Raw genomic sequence first — 15,226 nt, 5'->3', positions numbered from 1 at the left:
TCCTGAAAGCTCAATATGATATAAAAGGTGAGGTGATCAAGATGGATCAGGAAGCTGGTTTTATGGTAAATTTCATCAACAGTTATTTTATCGCATTAGGGGTGCTGATCGGAGGCGCACTCATCGGAGGCCTCGGAGCATATTTGGCAGGCGAAGCCCCGCTTACGGTCATTACAAAGCTTGCCAACAGATTAAAAATATGGGCGCTGGTCGCCGCTATCGGCGGTACATTCGATGCGGTATACAGCTTTGAACGAGGCATTCTTGAAGGCAATACGAGAGATTTATTCAAGCAGATTCTTCTCATTATCTCGGCCATGGGCGGGGCGCAAAGCGGCTGGCTTATTATTTCATGGCTGACCCAGGAGCATATTTCTTCATGAGGGTGCCACAGCATTACAAAAAACCGGGGTGGCAGCGTTTTTTTGCGGGAATGATGTGCGGAGCCGTGATCAGCTGGTTCTTTTTCCTGTTTACTTACGGTACATTCCAAGAGGAGCAGGTCAGCCTCATTGAAAAACAAAAAGAGCATGTCAAAGACTTAAACAATCAAATTTCAATCTATCAGGAAGACCTCCATAAACTGAACGAAGATAATAAAAGAAAACTGCTGATCCAAAGCGTCAGCGTTAAATTACAGAATGGGGATAAATATAAAATATCACAGCCGGATAAAACGAAATTCGAGGAGCATGTAAAGGATAATATTTCAGAGGTGATTACAAAAGACATAGAGAGCGTCTATCAAACAAAGGATCTTTTAAAACGGACAATCGAAAATAAAGTCTATATGATCAATGAAAAAAAATACGAGGCAACCGTCAAAGAATTAATTATTTATACGAGACTGACAGTAGAACTTGAAATATCATTTGCGGCGTAATTATGGATTTTTTTTAAATTCTCTAAACTTCTGTCGCTTTTTCCCATTCTTTTTTATAAACTATATGTGAGAGGCTTAATGGCAAAAGGAAGGAGGAAGGGAAATGGAGGTTTACAGTGACCGTCAGTTAGCAAAAGATCAAGCAGCCCGGCTCAGACAAGGTTTTTCTGCATATGCCGAAACAAACTCACTCGCTTCCCTCATAAAAAAAGAACTTCAATTTCACAATCTCCAAGTCTACGAGGACCTTACTGATTTCGGCTGCTGGTTCATCCCCGTCACAGATGAACACTAAGAGAGAGGGTCTCCCCTCTACTTGTGTTCTTTACATAGTGTTTCCAGATCAGCTAAAATCCGATCAGCTTCATCCCAGCTGTAAATAGAGGCGCCTGAAGCAAGCGGATGGCCTCCGCCGTTATATTTCCGGGCAAGTCCGTTAATGACAGGACCCTTCGAACGGAATCTGACTCTGATTTGATCATCTTCTTCTACGAAAAACACCCAAGCGCGAATACCTGAGATATTGCCGAGCGTCCCGACAAGCTGTGACGCTTCAGAAGCCGTGGTGCCGAACTTTTCAAGCGTATCCTTTTTGATGAAAACAGAAGCGGCGCCGTTTTCGGACAATGACACATTTTGAAAGATAAAGCCGTTAAGCTTCACCACATTCAGTTTTGTTTCATACAATTGATTAAACAACTCTGAGGAAGAGAATGGATACTGAATGAGCTCGCCTGCATATTTTAATGTTTTTTCCGTTGTATTCGGAAATAAGAAGCGTCCGGTATCTCCGACTATGCCGGCATAGATCAGCTCTGCCGCTTTCGTATTCAGCTTCCAGCCGTGCTCTTTTCCTTCTAAATACAGCTCGTAAATCATTTCACTTACTGAGCTGGCGCTTGTATCGACCCAGAGAAGGTCACCGTATGGATCTTCGTTCGGATGATGGTCGATTTTCATCAGTTTGGCGCCTGAAGGATAACGCTGATCGTCGACTCTTTCCTGATTTGCCGTATCGCAGACAATGACCAGTGCGCCTTCATATGTTTCATTGTCCACCTCATCAAGGGAATATAGGAAAGAGAGGGACGGTTCAGGCGTGCCGACCGCAAAAATATTTTTTTCTGGATACGTTTCACGCAGGATTTCCGTAAGCCCGCACTGAGATCCATAAGCATCCGGATCAGGGCGCACATGTCTATGTAAGATAATCGTGTCATATAATGATATGGTTCTGATTAATTCTGTTTTCATTTGATACTCCTTTATTGTTTTTATTCATTAAATCACATTCTCTGCCGACGGAAAAGAAAAATAACGTCAAAACCAAGCCCGTTTTTGTATAGAATGGGTTTGTAAACTTTTACGATGGAGGATTTCATTTATGCTGGTTCTTGTTTTTTTGATTGGGCTTTCAGCCTGCTTTTATGTGTACTATAAAGTAAAAGGCGTACGGACAAAGCAAGCTTTGGAAAAAGAAATCTGTTCGGCAAAATCAAGCATGGCCTTAGGGTCACTGGTCCTGTTCTACGGGCTCAACCAAATGATATTATTCCATTCGGTATTAACATTAGTAATCGGCGGTATCTTTATCGTCATAGGAGCAGGAAGCGCTTGGGCAGGTTATAAAGCCTACAGGCATTACAATCCCCTTCACGCCAAAGAAGCTGAAAGAGATCACGCGTAAGGGGCGCCTGAACGTCCCTTAGCTTCTTTCCATCAGCTGAACCATCAGCATCGCTTTAGACGCGATATGGCCTTGGCTGTGCACTTCAACTTCCATTTTTCCAAACTTTCTGCCGGCCTCCAAAATGCGCGGTTTGACTTCGATGACCGATTCCATCTGCACAGGCTTCAAAAAGAAAATGGTGATGCTTTCTATTACGAGTTCACCGCGTTTTTTCGAGCGCAAAAACCGGTTTGCCGCTTGCGTCAAAATGGTCGTAAACACACCATAAGAAATTGTTCCGAGCTGGTTTGTCATCTGCGGCGTGACTTCATACTCGTAAACCGTTTGACCCTCTTTATCATCATCCTCATCTTTAAATCCCTTTGAAACGATATCATCAAGCTTTTCCCCGACCTGCGGCTGCTTTTGAATCATTTGAAGGGCTTTTAACACGTCTTGGCGGCTGATCATGCCGATCAGTTTTTGGTGGCCGTCAGTAACGGGAAGCACTTCAATCCCTTCCCATACCATCATTTGCGCCGCCGAGGCGACAGATGTTTTCCCAATAACCGTGACGGGATTTTTGGTCATGACCTTTTCGATGGATGCGTTTCGCTCATGGCCGGCAATATCTTTCGATGTCAAGATGCCGTGGATTTTCATCTGATCGTCAACAACTGGGAACCGGCCGTGTCCCGTTTCAAAGTTTTTCTCATACCATTTTTCAAGTTTATCCTTAGGCGAAAGATATACCGTACGGTCAGCTGGCGTTAGAATGTCCTCCACCAGAACGATTTCTTTTTTGATCAGCTGGTCATAAATCGCCCGGTTAATCATTGCGGCTACTGTAAAGGTGTCATAGCTCGTGGATAAAATCGGCAGCTCAAGCTCATCTGCCAGCTGTACAATACTGTCATCCGTGTTGAAGCCCCCGGTCACCAATACAGCCGCGCCCGCTTCAAGCGCCTGTCTGTGCGCGTTGATTCTGTTTCCGACAATCAGAAGATTCCCCGCTGCGGTGTATCGCATCATCGCGTCCAGCTCCATCGCGCCGATGACAAATTTATTTAATGTCTTATGGAGTCCGGCCCGGCCCCCGAGCACCTGTCCGTCTATGACATTTACAACCTCTGCATAGGTAAGCTTTTCAATATTCTCTTTTTTCTTTTGCTCAATCCGGATTGTGCCCACACGTTCAATCGTGCTGACAAACCCTTTATTCTCTGCTTCCTTGATCGCTCTGTATGCGGTCCCTTCGCTTACTTTCATTTCCTTTGCAATTCTTCGCACAGAAATTTTTTCACCGACAGGGAGTGAATCAATATACGTTAAAATTTGTTCATGCTTCGTTGCCAAGCCTTTCACCTCTAAGGACAGTCTTCTGCTTTTATTATAAGGGCTCGGAGGATTTGTACGCAATGAGCGGGAAAAATAAAAAACATCTCCTGATGAATCAGGAGATGTTTTCAGCCGGTTAAAGCTCGATCGTCTCACCGACCGCCATGACTTTACCGACTCCGCCCGGCAGGCTGTCAGCGAATGCCTCAGGGTCTTGTTCGATAACCGGGAATGTATTGTAATGAACCGGCACGACCTGTTTTGCCCGCAGCCATTCAGCGGCAAGCTTGGCGTCTTCAGGCCCCATCGTAAAGTTATCGCCAATCGGCAGGAAGGCAAGGTCAATATGATTCAATTCGCCAATCAGCTTCATATCAGAGAAAAGAGCCGTATCGCCCGCGTGGAAAATCGTTCTATCTTCCACAGTCAGCAAAATACCGGCTGGCATGCCTGTGTAAGTGATCGTTTTGTTTTCTTCATCTGTGATGGCTGATCCGTGAAAAGCCTGTGTGAGCTTCACTTTTCCAAAATCGAACTGGCGGGAGCCGCCGATGTGCATTGGATGAACATTCAAGCCTTTCCAGCCTAAGTACACGGCGAGCTCGTTCGGAGCAACAACCAACGCGTTGTTTTGCTTGGCAATTTGTTCTGTATCGCCGACATGATCATTGTGTCCGTGCGTCAATAAGATGACGTCTGCTTTTACATCCTCCGGCTTTAGATCCGTTAACGAATTCCCTGTCAAAAACGGGTCAAATATCATATGATGATCCTTCGTTTCCACTGTGATAACAGAATGTCCGTGATATGTCACTTTCATTTCTTTCACCTCGTCACATTATGTTGATTTTATATTTTCCCTTTTCAAGAAACTGAAAAACTTATGTCGATTGATTCTTATTAATGACATTGAGGCCTCCGGTGGCTTCAATGACAGTCCCTGTCACAAGGTCTGAGTTCTCTTCACACAAGAAAGCGATAATCCGGGCGATATCCTCGCCTGTGCCCGATCTTCCTATCGGCGTTTTTTCTTTGCCAATTCGCTTTCTGGCTTCCTCTATTGATGCTTCCTTCATACCGCCCACAATATCTCCCGGGCAAACCATGTTGGCGGTTATGCCGAATTCGGCTTCTTCAATGGCAATGGTCTTCGTCAAAGAAGCCAAACCCACTTTCGCAGCGCCAAATGCCGATCGGTGAAGCCAGCCTGGCGCGTGCGCCGCACCTTGAAATCCGTACGTGATGATGCGTCCGAACTGCTGTTGTCTCATGGTCGGAATAACCGCTTTGAATAAATGAAAGACGGCGCTTAAATTCCCTTCCAACATACCGTACCATTCATTATCAGTATAATCGGCTAACTTTTTACGTTCAAATATGTATGGTCCCGCGTTGTTAATCAAAAAGTCGATCCTTCCGAAGCGGTTTAAGGCAGCCTCTGCAATACGGAGCAGATCTTCTTTTTTGGTGACATCACCTTTTACAAATTGCAGCCGGTCAAGACAATCAGGACAGGCTTCCTTCAGGCGGCTGACAGCCTCCTCATCCCGCCTGTAATTGACTGTTACTGAATACCCCTTTGCAAGCAACATCTCAGTCACTTTTCGGCCTAAACCCTTCGAACCGGCAGTAATTAAAGCATGTCGCACATGAATACCTCCCAAAGCAACGTCGCCGCTTTCAATAAAGTGTTTCTTCTTCTACTTTACTATAAAAGGCCTTCAATATCACTTTTTACACTTTGACATACAAAAAAAGCTGCCTGTACAGACAGCTTATTCCTCAGAAGATGAAGGCTCTTGATCAAACATATCCACATAACCGCTTTGATATGCTTCTGAAATAAGCCTTGTTGTCTCCTGACTTTCTTGATCATCATAAATATAGCGTTCCGGTTCTTTTTTCATCATCCTGCCTCCCATCATTATAGAAATAGGTTGGCTATAATGACGGGATTTTATGAAGGAAATTTTAACAAACGCCTGCTGCCACGCAAGCTTTCGCTTTTCCAAGCGCCTGCTCTACCTGTTTGAACCCGGTGCCTCCGGCGCTCATTCTTTTTTCTACTGCGTGGTAGGGGTCTAACACAGTGTAAATATCTTCTTCAAAGAGCGGGCTCGCCTGCTGAAAATCGCCAAACGGCATATTGCTTAAATAGATCCCTTTTTCGATGCATGTGTACACAAGTTTCCCGACCACTTCATGCGCCTCTCTGAACGGCATTCCTTTTTTCGCTAAATAATCGGCCAGTTCTGTCGCATTTGAAAAGTCTTGTTTTGTCGCTTGCTTCATATTCTCTTTGTTTACAGTCATTGTTTCGATCATGCCTGTGAAGATTTGCAGGCTCCCCTCGACCGTTTTCACCGTGTCAAACATGCCTTCTTTGTCTTCCTGTAGGTCTTTGTTGTAAGCGAGCGGAAGGCCTTTCATGATCGTAAACAGCCCCATCATATCGCCGTATACGCGTCCCGTTTTGCCGCGGATCAGCTCTGCCATATCAGGGTTTTTCTTTTGCGGCATCATGCTGCTTCCCGTTGCGTACGTATCGTCAAGCTCGATGAATTTAAACTCCTGAGAGCACCAGAGAATGATCTCTTCAGAGAAACGGGATAGGTGCATCATCAGCGTACTGCTGTTGCTTAAAAACTCCAAAATGAAATCTCTGTCGCTGACGCCGTCCAGGCTGTTTTCATAGATGGAATCAAAACCGAGCAGTTCTGCTGAATAGTCACGGTCGATCGGGAAGGTTGTTCCCGCGAGCGCTCCGCAGCCAAGCGGAGATTTGTTAATCCGCTTCATTGAATCCTGAAAGCGCTCCTTGTCGCGCTCCAGCATCCAGAAATACGCAAGCAAATGGTGAGCGAATGAAATCGGCTGGGCGCGCTGCAAATGTGTGTAGCCCGGCAGAATCGTTTCGACATTCGCTTCCGCCTTTTCGATCAGCGCGTTTTGGAACGCCTCAATCAGCTCAATGATGTGATCGACATGATTTTTCAAATATAAATGCATATCAGTCGCCACCTGATCATTCCGGCTTCTTCCGGTATGCAGCTTGCCTCCGAGAGGGCCGATTTCGTCAATAAGCATTTTCTCAATGTTCAAATGAATGTCCTCATAATCGACTGAGAATTGCAATGCCCCCTCCTCTGCTTTTTGCAGAAGGGTATTTAGTCCCTCACGGATTTTCAGCTCTTCTTCCGCTGTAAGGATTCCGCATTTTTTCAGCATGGCAGCATGTGCGAGAGACCCTGTAATGTCTTCAGTCACTAAATTTTGGTCAAATGATATGGACGCGCCGAACTCGTCGACCCATTTTTCCGGTGTTTTTTGGAATCGGCCTCCCCAAAGCTTCTTCATGCTTTCATCTGCTCCTTCTTTTTCACGATGCTGTTCACTTTTGTCGGAAGTCCCCAAAGCTCGATAAACCCGATTGCCGCATGGTGATCAAACGCATCGTCTTTTGTATATGTTGCAAGTTTTTCATCATATAGAGAGTATTCTGATTTGCGTCCTTCTACAATCGCATGGCCTTTAAACAGCTTGATGCGAACAATGCCTGTGACATGCTGTTGCGTTTCTTTTAAGAAAGCGTGCAGCGCGTCTTTTAACGGAGAAAACCATAAGCCGTTGTAAATGATTTCTGACATTTTTTGCTCGATGATCGGTTTAAAGTGGGCTACCTCTTTTACAAGCGTCAAATCTTCCAATTCTTTATGCGCTTTGATCAGTGTCATTGCACCTGGGCATTCGTATACTTCACGGGATTTAATGCCGACAAGGCGGTTTTCCACGTGGTCGATACGTCCGACACCGTGAGCGCCTGCCATTTCATTCAGCTTCAAAATCAGTTCAGAAAGCGAGTAGGCTACGCCGTCAATGGATACAGGCACGCCTTGCTCAAACGCAATTTCAATCACTTCCGGCGTGTCCGGCGTTTTTTCCAGCGGAGCTGTTAGATCGTATGCACCTTCAGGCGGAGCCGCCCATGGATCTTCTAAAATGCCGCACTCGTTTGCGCGTCCCCATAGGTTTTGGTCGATAGAATACGGGCTGTCAAGATTGATCGGAATCGGAATGCCGCGGCTTGCCGCATATTCAATTTCTTCTTCACGTGACCATTGCCATTCCCGAACCGGCGCGATGACTTCAAGATCAGGATTTAATGATTTAATAGAGACCTCGAAACGAACCTGGTCATTCCCTTTCCCTGTACATCCGTGCGCAATCGCCTGTGCATCTTCTTTTTCAGCGATTTCAACCAGTTTTTTCGCAATCAGCGGTCGAGATAATGCGGAAACGAGCGGATATTTTCCTTCATACATCGTATGAGCCTGCAAAGAGATAAGCGCGTAGTCCTGTGCGAATTCTTCTTTTGCATCGATCACGTAGGAGTTTGTCGCGCCTACTTCCAGCGCTTTCTGCTGAACAAATGCCAAATCCTTGCCTTCACCGACGTCCAGGCAGCAGGCGATCACATTATACCCTTGCTCCTGAAGCCATTTTATTGCAACGGAGGTATCAAGGCCTCCTGAGTATGCTAATACAACTTTTTTCTGTTCTGACATGATAAAAATCTCCTCTCAGCCATGTTTCTTTTTTGTATAAAAATAAATTATATTTAATAAAAATACATTTTGTATGTATACACTTTAACAAGTACTTTTCGTTTTTTCAAGCCTTTTATTAAAAAAACTTCACCTGAATTTCCAGGTGAAGTTTCTTAGTATTTATTCATTTACTTGTCTTTTCTGATTTCTCTGACGACATGTGCAAGTTCGGGAATAATCAGCTTCTTCATTGCCAGCTTTACCGCGCCGCTTGAGCCTGGCGTTGAGAAAACAGCTGTATGCTGGATAACGCCGGCAGTCGCTCTCGACATGATTGCGGCCGAGCCGATATCCTCTGTATAACTCAGCATTCTGAATATTTCTCCAAAGCCGGGCAGTTCTTTTGAAAACAGCGGCGAAATGGCTTCAATGGTGACGTCCCGATCTGCTATGCCCGTCCCTCCGTTTAAGAGTACCGCGTCTGTCTGTTCATCCATGCAACCGGCAAGGACAGCCCGCTGCAAAGCATCCTTTTCATCTTTTACAATTTCATAGGCGGCAATGTGATGACCGGCTTCTTCTAAAAATGAGATCATCAGCTTGCCGCTTTTATCCGTTTCTTCCGTCCTCGTGTCACTGACTGTGATCACTTTGCACCGAACGATATCGGGCGCTTCTTGTTTATGCTCTTGAACGCTCATCAGCTCACCTCTTTTATTTTTTCTGTCATTATCATGCATGAACAAAAAAGCACATTCAAGTGAATGTGCTCTTTAAAAACGATTTATTTTGCTAAACGGGTAACGTCGCGCGCAATCATGACTTCTTCATCAGTCGGAATGATCATGACTTTTACTGGAGAATGCGGATAGCTGATGAAAGCTTCCTCGCCGCGTACGTTATTAAGCGCAGTATCCCAGTAAACGCCCATGAATTCTAAGCCGCGAAGAACGCGCTCTCTGACTTCCACACTGTTTTCACCGATACCGGCAGTAAAGATGATCGCATCGACACCGCTCATTCTTGCAGCGTAAGAACCGATGTATTTGTGGATTCTGCTCGCGAAGACTTCAAGGGCCGTTTCCGCACGCTCATTTCCTTCTTTCGTTGCTTCAACGATGTCACGAAGATCGCTTGAGAAACCGGAGATGCCGAGCAGTCCGCTTTTTTTGTTTAATGTATTCAGTACTTCGTCAGCTGTCTGGCCTGTTTTCTCCATGATGTATGGGATCAGGGCAGGGTCGATGTTTCCAGAGCGTGTACCCATTGCCACACCGGCAAGCGGCGTAAAGCCCATAGATGTATCAATTGATTTTCCGCCTTCAACAGCAGCAATACTAGCGCCGTTTCCAAGGTGGCAGGAAATCAGGCGTAAGTCTTTTAACGGACGGCCAAGAAGCTCTGCTGCACGCTCAGTCACATATTTATGTGAAGTGCCGTGGAAGCCGTATTTACGGATGCCGAATTTTTCATAGTATTCATAAGGCAGGCTGTACAGGTAAGACTGTTCAGGCATAGTTTGGTGGAATGCCGTATCAAAAACAGCAACCGCAGGAACATTTGGAAGCACTTCTTTGAACGCTTTAATTCCAACGATATTCGCCGGGTTGTGAAGCGGTGCCAATTCAGAAATATCTTCAATTTCCTGAATGGTTTCATCACTTAATAAGACAGAATCGCTGAATTTTTCTCCGCCGTGCACGACACGGTGGCCGATTCCGTCAATTTCATTCAAATCTTTAATAATGCCGAATTCCGTTAGCTTATTCAGCAGCATTTTAACCGCTACCGCATGATCCGGAATATCAGTTACTTCTGTATTTTTCTCGCCGTTTACAGATATCGTAAATACGCTGTCGGCGATACCAATTCGTTCAACTAAACCCTTCGTTAAAACCGTTTCTGAAGGCATTTCGAAAAGCTGAAATTTCAAAGACGAGCTTCCTGCGTTAATTGCAATAATTTTGGACATGATTGACGCTCCTTTATACTCTGTATCAACAACTTCTTTTTCGTACTTTTTTCCCGGTGAATATCATCTTCTTCTCCGAAAAATATCTGACTTTTCCATTTAAACATTGTCATGTCGGCATTTCAAGTCAACTTGTATATTGATAACGCTTACAGTGAGAAGTCGTTATTTTCAGACATATCACCTATAGGTTTTGAATTGACAAACGCTTACATATTGCGGTTTTCCCTTTTATATTTTGTGTTTCAAAACTTGATTCAATTCGCCTGTCCGGTCATCAAGTGCCACAATAAAAACAGCTTAGGCATCCATCGTATGACGGCCGCCTAAGCTGCTATTCGACATCTATTTTTCTTTTCCAACCCACGCATCTATTTGAGCCATCATATCAAGCATCGCCTTCTGATTGGTGAAAGACGGAAGATTCGCAAGCAGAATTTGCCCCGGCGTTTTCGTCCCCTCTCCTTTTTTCTGGAGCACAAGGATGCTTTTGGCATGAGCCTCTTCTTTAAAAATAGACTTTGGCAGCTGCAAAAGGGCGTTGATATGAACCTTTTCTTTAAAAAACTGTTTCAGCTTGTCGCTTTGGGAGCTCTCAAACAAATGATTCGGGATCATAAAAAATAAATAGCCGCCCGGTTTGGTATGTTTGAGGCTCTGTTCTATAAACAGATGATGTGCGAAGGAATGACCTTCGTCCGCTTTGAGCTCAAACGCTTCTGCTCCTTCGTCATTCGGATAATAGCCGACCGGCAGATCGCATATGACCGTGTCAACAGGATCGATAAACAGCGGCTCAAGGCTGTCCTGATGGAACAGCTCAAGCTCTTTTTTCAAAAGGTTCGCTTGGGCATACGCGATCTTCAGCAGTACGTCATCAATTTCAATGCCAAAGCTATTCGCCGTTTTTTCAGACAGCTGGTTCAGCACGGTGAACAGAAGGTTTCCCGTTCCGACAGCCGGATCAAGGACCGTAAGTTCCTTTTGGCCCGCCATAAACTTATTCACCAAATAACTGATGAAAAGCCCAATTGTGTCCGGCGTCATCTGTCTGTTCGGATGAGAGATATCTTTCAGGCCTTTCAGGACAGACAGCTGAAAAGCTTTGCGCACCCACTCGTGCTCATATGTGCCGAATTCCGCTTTTTCAAGCAGAGCCTGAAGCTGTTCGGTTTTCTCATCAGACAGTTTCAGCTGATTCGTTTTTTCAAGAAAATACATTTCTCCCGCTTCAGCCAGCGCCTCTATATATGAAATTTGCAATTCATTCTTTATGATGATCGCGGCTTCGTCTAACAGCTCGTACACCGCGCCCACATGGTCTTTTTGCATATGTGTTCCTCCTTGCCATAAAAAAAGCTCCGGCGGCAGCCTGGAGCTTCTTCCCTGCTTACTTCACTAATGCCTTAGCAGCCTCGATTGGCTCTTCATAGTTCGGGTGGTTTGTTGCTTCACTTACATATTCTGCGTAAACGACTTTTCCATTCTCATCAAGGACAAATACGGAACGCGCAAGCAGACGAAGTTCTTTAATATACACACCGAACGCTTCGCCAAATGACATGTCTCTGTGGTCAGACAGCGTTTCTACTTTGTCAATTCCGTTAGCGCCGCACCAGCGAGCTTGTGCAAATGGAAGGTCTGCACTGATTGTGTAGACGTTGACATCTCCAAGCTTTGCTGCTTCTTCGTTAAAACGGCGTGTTTGCGCATCACAAACACCTGTGTCAATTGAAGGGATAACAGAAATAATCGTTACCTTTCCTTTCATATCAGCTAACGATTTTTCTTCAAGGCTGTTAGTCAGCACTGTGAAATCAGGAGCTTGATCCCCTACTTTCACTTCTTGTCCGACAAGTGTAACCGGACCGCCTTTAAATGTAATTTCAGCCATTATAATTCCTCCCTTTTGTATGTATGTCTCTATCATAGTAAAGTTTCCTGCAAACTGCAAAGTTTATGCCAAAAAAAAGTTAACTGCGGCGGCCGCAGTTAACCCTTATTTAATAATTCATATTGTTCATATTATTCATTTGATTTTGGTTTTGGTTTTGGTTTTGGCCTTGACCTTGGTTCTTGTTGTTTTTCTTAAACATTTGCTGGATGCGCTCTAGTGTTTGAGGAGCTGCGTCTAAAATTTTCTCGATCAAATGAGTGTTTTCATCTAAATGAAGCATTCTGATGCCGGTCGATCCGACAATTAAAAACGCGATCGGTGTAATGGACACACCGCCTCCGCTTCCGCCTCCGAAAGGGAGTTTTTGTTCTCTTGTCTCATCGTCTCCGGATTTCTTTTCTGCCGGCTTACCGCCAAACTCACTTCCGCCTGCAGCGAATCCGAATCCAACTTTAGAGACCGTTAAAATCACGCTTCCATCCGGCGTCTCCACCGGGTCTCCGATGATGGTGTTAACATCAATCATTTCCTTCAAGTTTTCCATTGCGGTTTTCATTAAACCTTGAATGGGATGGTCTGCCATATACGCTTCCTCCTTAAACTGATGAATCATTCTTTGAAGTCATTCGAGACGACGGATTCTTCTTTAATGCGGATAACTCCCGTCCGTATTTGACGAATTTGAAAGCTGCAAGCATAGCATGTCCAAAGCGAAAAAAGAATATACACTGAAAATGAGTCTTGGAGACAGGGACTTGAAACGACGGAATCACTTCATAGACGGGTTTCTCCACAAAATCCAGATGCTCATACAGCATCGCAGCGATACCGCCTTTCACACCCCATACAGCACCTGTTAACACGCCTGTTACTGCTGCGTCATGAATTCCCACGATTGTAACCCATTCGAGTTTTGTGATATGTAAATGCGCCAGAAAAGTCGCGTTGATTTTCCGTAAATTTTTGACCTGGTGCAGAAGCATTTCGATTTTATGGATACTTTGCTGCACATCATCAAATGTGATTTTTTGCTTGCCGCTGCTTTCTTTCACTTTGGATTTTGATTTTTGTTTGATGTCAACTGTTCCGTCAGCTTTGTTCACCTTAATGGCCGGGATTGATTTTTTGACCCGGATCAGGCCAAACAGCGTCGTAATCTTCAAGGTCAGTTTGTCGTTATCCTCGGCATGAAGATACTCGACCGCAACATGTACTTTCATTCTGAGAAGCAGCACGATACCTATAAGAATAAGAATGGCTGTCAGCACATATATCATATTCTTCACTTCCTCTAGGAGCATTATCGCCAATCCAGAAAAAAATAAACCCGGACGAGGTCCGGGTTTATCGGTTATTTGCGATATAGTTTTTCATGCACCACAGTCGTGTCCGCGATGTAGTCATGAATCCCCTGTTTTGTAGGTGAAAAAGCAACGACGATATATAAAATCCAAATCTTATCAATATACCTTCCGACTACTTCACGAAAAATCACTGTACTCCATGTCAGCTTATGGTCCGGTTTCACAGAAACCACTTTGAGGCCGAACACCATTTTTCCAAGCGTCTGCCTGAAGAACTTTGTCAGCAGGGCAAAATAGGCAAGAAACACTACAAGCGTAGTCACACTGTAAGCCGAGAAGGTAAACATGCCGGATGTTTTCGGCAGATCCAATACGGTAAAGAGGGGAGAAACAAGTAAATGGTTTAATCCCCATACAACGAGCCAATCAAGCAGGAAAGCCCAGAAACGAACCCAAAAGCCCGCATAAGCATGTGTCAGCTGCTCCGCTTCTTGCGGGCCTTTGATGTCATTGCGCTCAAACTCTTCATATGTCACATCCATTATTGATCCCTCCTACTTCGCATAGAGATACATCATTCTCGGCGAACCGGATTGTGAAAGAATTTCTCTCATATTAAGAAAATCGATTTCACTCTTAAACATTTTGTTGGCGCCCATGGAAAACAGCGAGCCTAATCCTAAGCTTTCCTCGTAAGAAATGACAGAGGCGTTTTTTAAATCCTTATGATCCTTTTTCATCGCTGAAATGGTATCGTCATAAAAACCAAGTTCATCAACGAGCTTCAGTTTTTTCGCCTGCCGTCCGTCATACACACGTCCGTCCGCAATTTTCTTTACCTCCGCTTTCGACATGCCGCGGCCTTCAGAAATGACATCAACAAATCCTTCATATGAATTATCAACCATAGATTGCATAATGTTCTTTTCTTCTTTCGTCATCTCACGGGAAGGAGACATAATATCCTTATGGGCCCCGCTCTTAATCGTTTCAAAAGAAATTCCGAGCTTATCAGCAAGCTTTGAATAATTAACACTTTCCATAATGACGCCGAGTGACCCAGTTAAGGTTTCCGGGGTCGCAAAAATCTTATCAGCCGCCGTCGAGATGTAATAGCCGCCAGATGCTGCCATCGATCCCATTGACACGTAAATCGGTTTTTTTGTTTCTTTCTTGATCTCTTCCAGCTTCTTATGTATTTCAGCACTTTCATATACTCCGCCGCCCGGAGAATTCACTTTCAGAACGATGCCTTTAACTGTCTTGTCATCTTTTGCACGCTCAAGGTTTTTTAAGAACGTTCTGTGGTTATATCCGCCTGATCCCAGCAGACTGCTTGAATCCCCATTATCCTGAATGGTGCCGCTGACCTCCAATACGGCAATTTTACTTGAGAGACTGCCGTTTTCCAGCGTCTTTTCCTGCGATTCATCCGTCAGTGATGAGAGATCCGTTTGAGCGCTTTTGACGCTTTCAAAGAAACTCATTGAGATACTGACGATGATGGAAACGCCGAAAATCCCCAGGGCAATCACTAATGCGATCCATCTTTTTGCATTCATTTTTTTCTCCTCCTTTTTCCCAAACTCTCTCATAATACGATTCAATATCAAAAA

Annotated in this window: 19 protein-coding genes; 4 read left to right on the top strand and 15 right to left on the bottom strand. The window is 44.7% G+C overall.

Annotated features, from left to right (window positions below; genetic code table 11):
• The first annotated feature begins 41 nt into the window (after window positions 1–41).
• The 3 genes from ytrH to V6D44_RS18930 all read left to right on the top strand — a co-directional run bounded on the left by ytrH (window position 42) and on the right by V6D44_RS18930 (window position 1,178).
• Window positions 42–383 (top strand): sporulation membrane protein YtrH, encoded by a 342-nt coding sequence (ytrH, locus tag V6D44_RS18940; protein WP_024122464.1) that lies wholly within the window; start codon window positions 42–44, stop codon window positions 381–383.
• Window positions 380–883, top strand: coding sequence for a sporulation membrane protein YtrI (ytrI, locus tag V6D44_RS18935; RefSeq protein WP_141113413.1), 504 nt, complete (start codon window positions 380–382; stop codon window positions 881–883). Before ytrH ends, ytrI begins: the two co-directional genes overlap by 4 nt.
• 103 nt (window positions 884–986) lie before the next feature.
• Window positions 987–1,178 carry a hypothetical protein gene (locus V6D44_RS18930; protein ID WP_087992431.1) on the top strand — a complete coding sequence of 64 codons (192 nt, stop codon included), beginning with the start codon at window positions 987–989 and terminating at the stop codon, window positions 1,176–1,178.
• Between the two features lie 17 nt (window positions 1,179–1,195).
• Here V6D44_RS18930 and nrnA read toward each other — a convergent pair whose 3' ends face one another.
• The gene (nrnA, locus tag V6D44_RS18925; RefSeq protein ID WP_087992432.1) at window positions 1,196–2,137 is read right to left on the bottom strand and encodes a bifunctional oligoribonuclease/PAP phosphatase NrnA; all 942 of its coding nucleotides are present in this window, start codon (window positions 2,135–2,137) and stop codon (window positions 1,196–1,198) included.
• A 130-nt stretch (window positions 2,138–2,267) separates the two neighbouring features.
• Here nrnA and V6D44_RS18920 point away from each other — a divergent pair, with 130 nt between their 5' ends.
• Window positions 2,268–2,570: a YtpI family protein gene (locus V6D44_RS18920; protein WP_087992433.1), complete on the top strand. Its 303-nt coding sequence runs from the start codon at window positions 2,268–2,270 to the stop codon at window positions 2,568–2,570.
• Between the two features lie 18 nt (window positions 2,571–2,588).
• Here the strand turns inward: V6D44_RS18920 and V6D44_RS18915 are convergent, their stop codons facing one another.
• From V6D44_RS18915 to sppA, 14 genes are all read right to left on the bottom strand, one after another.
• On the bottom strand, window positions 2,589–3,908 hold the full coding sequence (locus V6D44_RS18915) for a CBS domain-containing protein (protein ID WP_087992464.1): 1,320 nt from the start codon (window positions 3,906–3,908) through the stop codon (window positions 2,589–2,591).
• 118 nt (window positions 3,909–4,026) lie between these two features.
• Window positions 4,027–4,710: a metal-dependent hydrolase gene (locus V6D44_RS18910; RefSeq protein WP_202326931.1), complete on the bottom strand. Its 684-nt coding sequence runs from the start codon at window positions 4,708–4,710 to the stop codon at window positions 4,027–4,029.
• 61 nt (window positions 4,711–4,771) lie between these two features.
• Entirely contained in the window at window positions 4,772–5,539 is a 768-nt protein-coding gene (locus V6D44_RS18905; protein ID WP_087992435.1) for an SDR family oxidoreductase, read from the bottom strand.
• 126 nt (window positions 5,540–5,665) lie between these two features.
• Window positions 5,666–5,800 (bottom strand): hypothetical protein, encoded by a 135-nt coding sequence (locus V6D44_RS18900; RefSeq protein WP_087992436.1) that lies wholly within the window; start codon window positions 5,798–5,800, stop codon window positions 5,666–5,668.
• A gap of 61 nt (window positions 5,801–5,861) precedes the next feature.
• Window positions 5,862–7,247: an argininosuccinate lyase gene (argH, locus tag V6D44_RS18895; RefSeq protein WP_087992437.1), complete on the bottom strand. Its 1,386-nt coding sequence runs from the start codon at window positions 7,245–7,247 to the stop codon at window positions 5,862–5,864.
• Window positions 7,244–8,455 (bottom strand): argininosuccinate synthase, encoded by a 1,212-nt coding sequence (locus V6D44_RS18890; protein ID WP_087992438.1) that lies wholly within the window; start codon window positions 8,453–8,455, stop codon window positions 7,244–7,246. The genes argH and V6D44_RS18890 overlap by 4 nt, the downstream gene beginning before the upstream one ends.
• A gap of 170 nt (window positions 8,456–8,625) precedes the next feature.
• Entirely contained in the window at window positions 8,626–9,138 is a 513-nt protein-coding gene (locus tag V6D44_RS18885; RefSeq protein WP_087992439.1) for a MogA/MoaB family molybdenum cofactor biosynthesis protein, read from the bottom strand.
• An 83-nt stretch (window positions 9,139–9,221) separates the two neighbouring features.
• The gene (locus tag V6D44_RS18880; RefSeq protein WP_087992440.1) at window positions 9,222–10,409 is read right to left on the bottom strand and encodes an acetate kinase; all 1,188 of its coding nucleotides are present in this window, start codon (window positions 10,407–10,409) and stop codon (window positions 9,222–9,224) included.
• A gap of 345 nt (window positions 10,410–10,754) precedes the next feature.
• The gene (locus tag V6D44_RS18875) at window positions 10,755–11,741 is read right to left on the bottom strand and encodes a class I SAM-dependent methyltransferase (protein WP_087992441.1); all 987 of its coding nucleotides are present in this window, start codon (window positions 11,739–11,741) and stop codon (window positions 10,755–10,757) included.
• A gap of 58 nt (window positions 11,742–11,799) precedes the next feature.
• Window positions 11,800–12,303, bottom strand: coding sequence for a thiol peroxidase (gene tpx / locus V6D44_RS18870; RefSeq protein WP_087992442.1), 504 nt, complete (start codon window positions 12,301–12,303; stop codon window positions 11,800–11,802).
• A 109-nt stretch (window positions 12,304–12,412) separates the two neighbouring features.
• The gene (gene ytfJ, locus V6D44_RS18865; RefSeq protein ID WP_253268478.1) at window positions 12,413–12,889 is read right to left on the bottom strand and encodes a GerW family sporulation protein; all 477 of its coding nucleotides are present in this window, start codon (window positions 12,887–12,889) and stop codon (window positions 12,413–12,415) included.
• A 13-nt stretch (window positions 12,890–12,902) separates the two neighbouring features.
• Complete coding sequence (locus tag V6D44_RS18860; protein WP_087992444.1) at window positions 12,903–13,583, bottom strand: DUF2953 domain-containing protein; 681 nt, start codon at window positions 13,581–13,583, stop codon at window positions 12,903–12,905.
• 74 nt (window positions 13,584–13,657) lie between these two features.
• Entirely contained in the window at window positions 13,658–14,152 is a 495-nt protein-coding gene (locus V6D44_RS18855; protein ID WP_087992445.1) for an RDD family protein, read from the bottom strand.
• A 12-nt stretch (window positions 14,153–14,164) separates the two neighbouring features.
• Window positions 14,165–15,172, bottom strand: coding sequence for a signal peptide peptidase SppA (gene sppA, locus V6D44_RS18850; protein ID WP_087992446.1), 1,008 nt, complete (start codon window positions 15,170–15,172; stop codon window positions 14,165–14,167).
• Between the last annotated feature and the right edge of the window lie 54 nt (window positions 15,173–15,226).

This window comes from Bacillus sp. 0209A (assembly GCF_036765095.1).
GTDB lineage: Bacteria > Bacillota > Bacilli > Bacillales > Bacillaceae > Bacillus > Bacillus subtilis_G.
The sequence above is the reverse complement of the archived record's forward strand: the minus strand, read 5'-3'. Positions and strand labels throughout refer to the sequence as shown.

Excerpts from the sequence above, each read along its gene's own strand:
- ytrH (WP_024122464.1), top strand. The coding sequence starts at position 42 with ATGGATCAGGAAGCTGGTTTTATGGTAAATTTCATCAACAGTTATTTT.
- ytrI (WP_141113413.1), top strand. The coding sequence starts at position 380 with ATGAGGGTGCCACAGCATTACAAAAAACCGGGGTGGCAGCGTTTTTTT.
- V6D44_RS18930 (WP_087992431.1), top strand. The coding sequence starts at position 987 with ATGGAGGTTTACAGTGACCGTCAGTTAGCAAAAGATCAAGCAGCCCGG.
- nrnA (WP_087992432.1), bottom strand. The coding sequence starts at position 2,137 with ATGAAAACAGAATTAATCAGAACCATATCATTATATGACACGATTATC.
- V6D44_RS18920 (WP_087992433.1), top strand. The coding sequence starts at position 2,268 with ATGCTGGTTCTTGTTTTTTTGATTGGGCTTTCAGCCTGCTTTTATGTG.
- V6D44_RS18910 (WP_202326931.1), bottom strand. The coding sequence starts at position 4,710 with ATGAAAGTGACATATCACGGACATTCTGTTATCACAGTGGAAACGAAG.
- V6D44_RS18900 (WP_087992436.1), bottom strand. The coding sequence starts at position 5,800 with ATGATGAAAAAAGAACCGGAACGCTATATTTATGATGATCAAGAAAGT.
- argH (WP_087992437.1), bottom strand. The coding sequence starts at position 7,247 with ATGAAGAAGCTTTGGGGAGGCCGATTCCAAAAAACACCGGAAAAATGG.
- V6D44_RS18890 (WP_087992438.1), bottom strand. The coding sequence starts at position 8,455 with ATGTCAGAACAGAAAAAAGTTGTATTAGCATACTCAGGAGGCCTTGAT.
- V6D44_RS18885 (WP_087992439.1), bottom strand. The coding sequence starts at position 9,138 with ATGAGCGTTCAAGAGCATAAACAAGAAGCGCCCGATATCGTTCGGTGC.
- V6D44_RS18880 (WP_087992440.1), bottom strand. The coding sequence starts at position 10,409 with ATGTCCAAAATTATTGCAATTAACGCAGGAAGCTCGTCTTTGAAATTT.
- V6D44_RS18875 (WP_087992441.1), bottom strand. The coding sequence starts at position 11,741 with ATGCAAAAAGACCATGTGGGCGCGGTGTACGAGCTGTTAGACGAAGCC.
- tpx (WP_087992442.1), bottom strand. The coding sequence starts at position 12,303 with ATGGCTGAAATTACATTTAAAGGCGGTCCGGTTACACTTGTCGGACAA.
- ytfJ (WP_253268478.1), bottom strand. The coding sequence starts at position 12,889 with ATGGCAGACCATCCCATTCAAGGTTTAATGAAAACCGCAATGGAAAAC.
- V6D44_RS18860 (WP_087992444.1), bottom strand. The coding sequence starts at position 13,583 with ATGATATATGTGCTGACAGCCATTCTTATTCTTATAGGTATCGTGCTG.
- V6D44_RS18855 (WP_087992445.1), bottom strand. The coding sequence starts at position 14,152 with ATGGATGTGACATATGAAGAGTTTGAGCGCAATGACATCAAAGGCCCG.
- sppA (WP_087992446.1), bottom strand. The coding sequence starts at position 15,172 with ATGAATGCAAAAAGATGGATCGCATTAGTGATTGCCCTGGGGATTTTC.